Raw genomic sequence first — 6,000 nt, 5'->3', positions numbered from 1 at the left:
GGGTTTGCGGTTTGTGTGTGGTTTCGCGACTTGCACAATACCGTATTCCATCGTCCGTTTTCTTGTAAATCAACCGATTATGCGTCGGTCAGCGCCTTAAGTAAGTGCCATTCGGGTCAGACCCCAGCCAAGTCACGAAGCCCGTCATGGTGCGCCTTGCGAGCGGATTCGACGCCGCCGGGGTCTGACCCCACAGGGACCGGCAGCACTGGCAGCCTGTCACCGAACTATGTCCAACATGATGATAATACTGAAATATTCCTGGTGATCCCTCAGGGGCTGAGCCAAGGCGTCCACCGGGCTGGGCGGCGGCGGCGAGGGCTGCCAGAATGGGCGTCTCAAGGAGAGATCGCCCATGACGCAGATGCACTGGGAGCGGCTGCTCGACCCGAGTCGCCTGCACGACAAGCGCGGCGAGCGCCCCGGCGGCGCCCGCGACGAGATCGGCCGCAGCCCCTTCCACAAGGATCACGACCGGATCGTCTTCGCCGGGTCCTTCCGTCGCCTGGGGCGCAAGACCCAGGTGCACCCCCTCACCGACAACGATCATATCCACACCCGCCTCACCCACTCGCTGGAGGTAGGCTGCGTGGGCCGCTCGCTGGGCATGATCGTCGGCGAGCTGCTGCACGACCGGCTGCCCGACTGGATCACCCCGGCGGACATGGGGGTGATCGTCCAGGCGGCCTGCCTGGGACACGACATCGGCAACCCGCCCTTCGGGCATGCCGGCGAGTACGCCATCCGCGACTGGTTCAAGCGCGCCGAGGCCGACGGCAGCGGGCTGCTCGAGGGGCTCTCCGAGCTCGAACGCGAGGACCTGCTGACCTACGAGGGCAACGCCCAGGGCTTCCGCATCGTCACCCAGATCGAGTACAACCAGTTCCGGGGCGGCATGCGCCTGACCACGGCGACGCTGGGCACCCTGCTCAAGTACCCCTGGACCGTGGAGCACGGCGGGGTGGCCGGCAAGTTCGGCTGCTACCAGAGCGAGCGGGCGCTGCTGGGCGAGGTGGCCGAGCGCCTCGGCCTGCTGCCGCGGGGCGAGGGGCGCTGGTGCCGCCACCCGCTGGCCTGGCTGGTGGAGGCCGCCGACGACATCTGCTACGCCCTGCTCGACCTGGAGGACGGGCTGGAGATGGGCATCCTGCGCTTCGACGAGGTGGCCGAGGTGCTGACCCAGATCGCCGGCGGCGAGCCGCCCGACTATGCCGAGATGCAACGCGACGGGGTCTCCCAGCGACGGCGCATCGCTGCCCTGCGTGGGGCGGCCATGGAGCGGGCGGTGAACGACGTGGGGGCGGTCTTCGTTCAGCACGAGAGCGCGCTGCGCAGCGGCACCCAGCAGGAGGACCTGCTGGAGCTCTGCCACCCGGACCTGGGCTGGGGCGTGAAGGCGGCCAAGCAGCTCGCCCGCGAGCGCATCTTCCAGAACGAGCGCAAGGCCAAGCTGGAGATCGGTGCCTACACGACCCTGGGCATTCTTCTGGAGGCCTTTATCGGGGCGGCCCATGAGCTGCACCACACCGGCCGCTCCACCTTCAAGCATCAGCGGGTGCTGGCGCTGATTGGCGAGAACACCCCGCGGCCTTCCTGGAGCCTCTACGCCAGCTACCGGCGCATGCTCGACTTCATCGGCGGCATGACCGACCACTATGCCGTGGACCTGGCCCAGGAGATGGGCGGGCGCCTGAAGGGGGACTGAGCCGATGGCACCGGGCTGGATGAGGGATCTTCTCGTCGGGCTGGCCGTCCTGCTGCTGGCGGCGACCGCCGCGGCCGACGCGCCGCTGAGCCGGCTGCAGAGTGAGGGTTTTGCGCACTATACCCTGGCGCTGACCTGGCACCCGGGCTTCTGCGAGAGTCGCTCGCGCCCCCCGCGTGAGTGCCGCGAGCCCGGGCTGCGCGAGGGGAGTGAGCAGGGCTTCGTGCTTCACGGTCTCTGGCCCTCGCTACCCGCGCGCTTCGCCGCGCAGGGGGTGGACCGGCGGCGCTGGTGGCAGGAGGGGTGTTTCCTCGAGCGGCCACGCGCCGACGGTGGCTTCTGCCGCGCCCACCCGCCGTTCGGGCTGCCCGAGGCGCTGGACGACTCCCTGGACGCCGCCATGCCGGGGCGTGCCAGCTGCCTCGACCGCTATCAGTACGCCAAGCATGCCGCCTGCCTCGACCTGCCCGAGGAGGCCTATTTCGCCGCCGCCGTGGCGCTGGTCGAGACGGTCAACGCGAGTGCCTTCGGCGCCTTCGTGGCGCTCAACCAGGGCGGCGAGGTGGGGCGCAACGACCTGGTCGGCGCCTTTGAGGCGGCCTTCGGCGAAGGCAGCGGCCGGGCGCTGCGACTGGAGTGCCGCGGGCGTGGCAACCGGTTGCTGACCGAGGTGCGCATCGGTATCGCCGCCAACCGCCTCGACGACTTTCCCACCGCCGGGAGCCTGGCCCGACAGGACCGCGGCCGCTGCGCGACGCGGGTGCGGATCGCGACCTTCGACTGACGCCTGGCGGTGGCCGGGCTCAGACCGACGGCGCTTGTAACCGCCTCTCGTCGAGCCGGGCGGCCCGCTCCAGCAGGGCGGCGATCACCGCACCGTGGGTGGCGTCGTCGATCTCGCCGAGGTGGGTCCGGATGAGCCGGGCCGAGAGATCCTCGCCGCTGATCACCATCAGGTCGCTGGCCGCCTCGCTGGTGTCGATGTCCCAGCCGGGGAGCGTCAGCACGCCCATCACCGGTACTCTCCTTCCGGTGCGCTTCTGCAGCCAGGTGGCCAGCCAGCGGGTCGCCTGACGGGTCTTCAGCAGCGGCTGGCGTTCGCTCCAGCCGGGGAAGCGCAGGCGCTCGCGCTCCACGCTGACCACGTTGATCTCCTTGCCGGCGGGCGTGAAGGGACGGGTGCGGGCGCGGGTCTCGACGACGAAGACCCCGTGGGGTGTGACCGCTACATGGTCGATGGTGTAGCTGTCGGTGGGCACGTCGTGGAAGACATAATAGGGGTGTGCCTCGGGACGGATCAGCGTCTCGAGCTCCTGGCCCACCGCCAGCTCGCAGGCCAGCCCCAGCTTGATCCGCCGGATACGCTGGAAGTCGCGGATCAGCAGCAGGCAGTACACCAGCACCAGCACGGTGCTCAGCGCTCCGTACAGGGCCCACTCGATCCAGTTCTGCTGGCGGGCGAAGAGCATCCGCCCCATGCCATAGACCAGCGGCGCCAGGGTGACGATGGGGCCGAGGGCGCCGTTGAGGAAGAGCCCGGCGAAGGCACGGTCGAGCCGGTCGCGCAGCGCCTGACCCGGTTCGCGCAGGGTGTGGGCATCGAAGGGCGAGTGCACCCGGGCGTCATGCAGGTTGCGCAGTGCCAGCACGATCACCGCCGTGGCGGCCAGGGGGAAGAGGAAGATCAGGGGAAGCAGGTATTCCAGCCAGGCCATCGGGGTTCCTTGCCTGAGGGGGGAGGGGGGAGAACCCCACCCATTCTAGACAACCTCGCCCCCTCGGGGCCATGCTCTCTTTCGGCGAAGGTCGGAGGTCCAGGATGCAGCAGGCGATGACGACGAACGCAGGGGAGTTGGAGGCACTGGCCGCCTTCGTGGTGCGCCATCCGCGCCTCGCGGTGCTGACCGGGGCCGGCATCAGCACCGCCAGCGGCATCCCCGACTACCGCGACGAGCGTGGCGACTGGAAGCGCTCGCCGCCGATGCAGCACCAGCAGTTCATGACCAGCCATGCGGCCCGTCAGCGCTACTGGGCACGCGCCCTGGTGGGCTTTCGCGCGCTCCGCGAGGCCCGCCCCACCGCGGCCCACCGGGCCCTGGCCCGGCTCGAGGCGATGGGCCGGGTGGCGGGGGTGATCACCCAGAACGTCGATGGCCTGCACCAGGCAGCCGGCTCGCGGCGGGTGATCGACCTGCACGGGCGGGCCGACCTGGTGCGCTGCATGAGCTGCGGTGCCCGGCGCATGCGCCACGCCCTGCATGACGAACTGGAGCGGGACAATCCGCACTGGGCGACCACCGGAGCCCGGGCCGGGCCGGATGGCGATGCCGACCTGGAGCGGGACTTCTCCGGCTTCCGGGTACCGAACTGCGAGCGCTGTGGCGACGGGATCTGGAAGCCGGACGTGGTGTTCTTCGGCGACAGCGTGCCGAAGGCGACGGTGGCGGCGGCCCATGGCCTGCTGGAGGCCAGCGATGCCCTGCTGGTGGTGGGGTCGTCGCTGATGGTCTATTCGGGCTTTCGCTTCGTGCGGGCGGCAGGCCGGGCCGGCAAGCCGATCGCTTGCCTCAACCTGGGGCGTACCCGGGCCGACGAGCTCTATGCCCTCAAGGTCGAGGCGCCCGCCGACCAGGCACTCTCGGCGCTGGAGGTGGCCCTCAGCGGCGGGGTGTCAGCGGCAGCTCGATGACGTCCTCGGCATCGCGCGCGGCGGGCGATACCGGTTCCGGGCTGGCGTGGGTCACCCTGCCGGCCTCGCGCAGTTCCGCGCGCAGTTGCGCCTCGCCGGCTCGCTCCAGGGCACGACGATCGACCTGAAGCACCAGCGGCCATGGAGAGCTTCCCAGCCCGCTGGCGCTGGTCTCGGCCAGGGTGCCGCTGCCATCGCTGGCCTCCAGGCGAACCCTCAGCTCGGCATCGTCCGCCGGTGACAGCGGCGTTTCCGGCACCACCTCGGTACGTAGCAGCTCGAAATCGGGCGTGCCGGCACAGGCCGTGAGCCCCAGTGCCGCGATCAATCCCAGGGCGGTGACGGCTGGGCGGGTCAGGGAACGGGGCGGGATCATGGCCTACGCTCTCCTCAGCCGCCGGCCAGCTTGACGGTGAAGCCGCGGCCTTCCAGTTCCGCCTTGAGTGCCTCGCGGTGGTCCCCCTGGATCTCGATGACGCCGGCCTTGACCGCGCCGCCGGTGCCGCAGCGTTGCTTCAGCGCCTTGGCCAGCGTCTTGAGCTCGGCCTCGGGCAGCGGCACCCCCGAGACGGTGGTCACTCCCTTGCCCTTGCGGCCGCTGGTCTCGCGGCGAAGGCGCACGATGCCGTCGAGCACCGCGAGCCGCGCCGCATCGGCCTGCTCGGCGCAGCGGCAGTCATCCAGGGGGTGGCGGCAGTCGGGGCAGATATCGCCATGCTCGGTGGAATACACCAGGCCGCGAAGCTGGTCCTGCAGGGAGGCCATGGCGGGCTCCTTTGGTCGAGGGTGTCGGCCCGATGATAGCGCCCGTGGCGCCGGCTTGCATGGCGTGCGCGCCGCTCAGGAAAAGGAGACGACCATGCGGCGGGCCTTGACCAGTCGGGCGATGATCGTGGGCAGCTGGAACATGCTGCTGATCATGATGGCGCCTTCCGGGGTTTCCTCAGCGTCGGGGTAGCGATTGAGGTGGATCACCGTCATGCCGGCCGCCAGGGCGGCCCTGACGCCGACAATGGCGTCGTCGATGGCCACGCAGTCTTCCGGCGCATGGCCCATCACGCTGGCGGCATGGAGGAAGAGGCAGGGGTCGGGTTTCCAGCATCGGGCGGTGTAACCGCTGAACAGGTGGTCGTCGAAGCATTCGGCCAGGCCGCTGCTCTTGAGCGAGGCGCGGATCTTGGTTTCCGGACCGTTGGAGACCACCGCCATGGGGTAACCGGCCAGGGCGGCGAGTGCCTCGGGGGCACCGGGCACCGGCATCAGCTCGGTCTCCAGGCGGTGCATCAGGTTGCGGCGCATCTCGCTTTCCATGGTCTCCAGGTGGTCGGGGTCGACCTGGCCATGGCGGCTCTGCAACTCGGCGACGATATGGCGGAAACGGGTGCCGCGGAATTCGCCCATGTAGTCGCTGGCGAGGAAGGGCAGGCCGACGGCACTCAGGGCGTTGGCCATCTCGGAGGCCAGCAGCGGTTCGCTGTCGACCAGGGTGCCATCACAATCGAAGAGCAGGCAGGGAACGTGTGCCATCGCCGGACGTCTCGCGCAGGTCATGGGCTAGTACGAACAGTGTTCTGTATATCGGCAGGTCCCGGGATTCCTTGAACGG

Annotated in this window: 7 protein-coding genes; 3 read left to right on the top strand and 4 right to left on the bottom strand. The window is 69.7% G+C overall.

Going from position 1 to position 6,000, the window contains the following annotated elements:
- The first annotated feature begins 355 nt into the window (after positions 1–355).
- Positions 356–1,705, top strand: coding sequence for a deoxyguanosinetriphosphate triphosphohydrolase (locus AC5W54_RS21155; protein ID WP_495964082.1), 1,350 nt, complete (start codon positions 356–358; stop codon positions 1,703–1,705).
- Between the two features lie 4 nt (positions 1,706–1,709).
- Complete coding sequence (locus tag AC5W54_RS21150; RefSeq protein WP_495964081.1) at positions 1,710–2,489, top strand: ribonuclease T2 family protein; 780 nt, start codon at positions 1,710–1,712, stop codon at positions 2,487–2,489.
- Between the two features lie 19 nt (positions 2,490–2,508).
- Here the strand turns inward: AC5W54_RS21150 and AC5W54_RS21145 are convergent, their stop codons facing one another.
- Positions 2,509–3,420 carry a nuclease-related domain-containing protein gene (locus AC5W54_RS21145; RefSeq protein ID WP_495964080.1) on the bottom strand — a complete coding sequence of 304 codons (912 nt, stop codon included), beginning with the start codon at positions 3,418–3,420 and terminating at the stop codon, positions 2,509–2,511.
- A gap of 116 nt (positions 3,421–3,536) precedes the next feature.
- Between AC5W54_RS21145 and AC5W54_RS21140 the strand changes: the two genes are divergently transcribed.
- Complete coding sequence (locus AC5W54_RS21140; protein ID WP_495964079.1) at positions 3,537–4,394, top strand: NAD-dependent protein deacetylase; 858 nt, start codon at positions 3,537–3,539, stop codon at positions 4,392–4,394.
- On the opposite strand, the gene AC5W54_RS21135 is transcribed toward AC5W54_RS21140, so the two are convergent.
- The 3 genes from AC5W54_RS21135 to AC5W54_RS21125 all read right to left on the bottom strand — a co-directional run bounded on the left by AC5W54_RS21135 (position 4,363) and on the right by AC5W54_RS21125 (position 5,921).
- Positions 4,363–4,770 (bottom strand): hypothetical protein, encoded by a 408-nt coding sequence (locus AC5W54_RS21135; protein WP_495964078.1) that lies wholly within the window; start codon positions 4,768–4,770, stop codon positions 4,363–4,365. The two genes, AC5W54_RS21140 and AC5W54_RS21135, sit on opposite strands and share 32 nt — an antisense overlap.
- Positions 4,771–4,784: 14 nt before the next feature.
- Complete coding sequence (locus tag AC5W54_RS21130) at positions 4,785–5,159, bottom strand: translation initiation factor Sui1 (RefSeq protein ID WP_495964077.1); 375 nt, start codon at positions 5,157–5,159, stop codon at positions 4,785–4,787.
- A 75-nt stretch (positions 5,160–5,234) separates the two neighbouring features.
- Positions 5,235–5,921 (bottom strand): HAD family hydrolase, encoded by a 687-nt coding sequence (locus tag AC5W54_RS21125; protein ID WP_495964076.1) that lies wholly within the window; start codon positions 5,919–5,921, stop codon positions 5,235–5,237.
- Positions 5,922–6,000 lie beyond the last annotated feature (79 nt).

The organism is Halomonas sp. LMYGS-3 (assembly GCF_059509875.1).
This window is presented reverse-complemented; position numbering and strand designations above follow the sequence as displayed.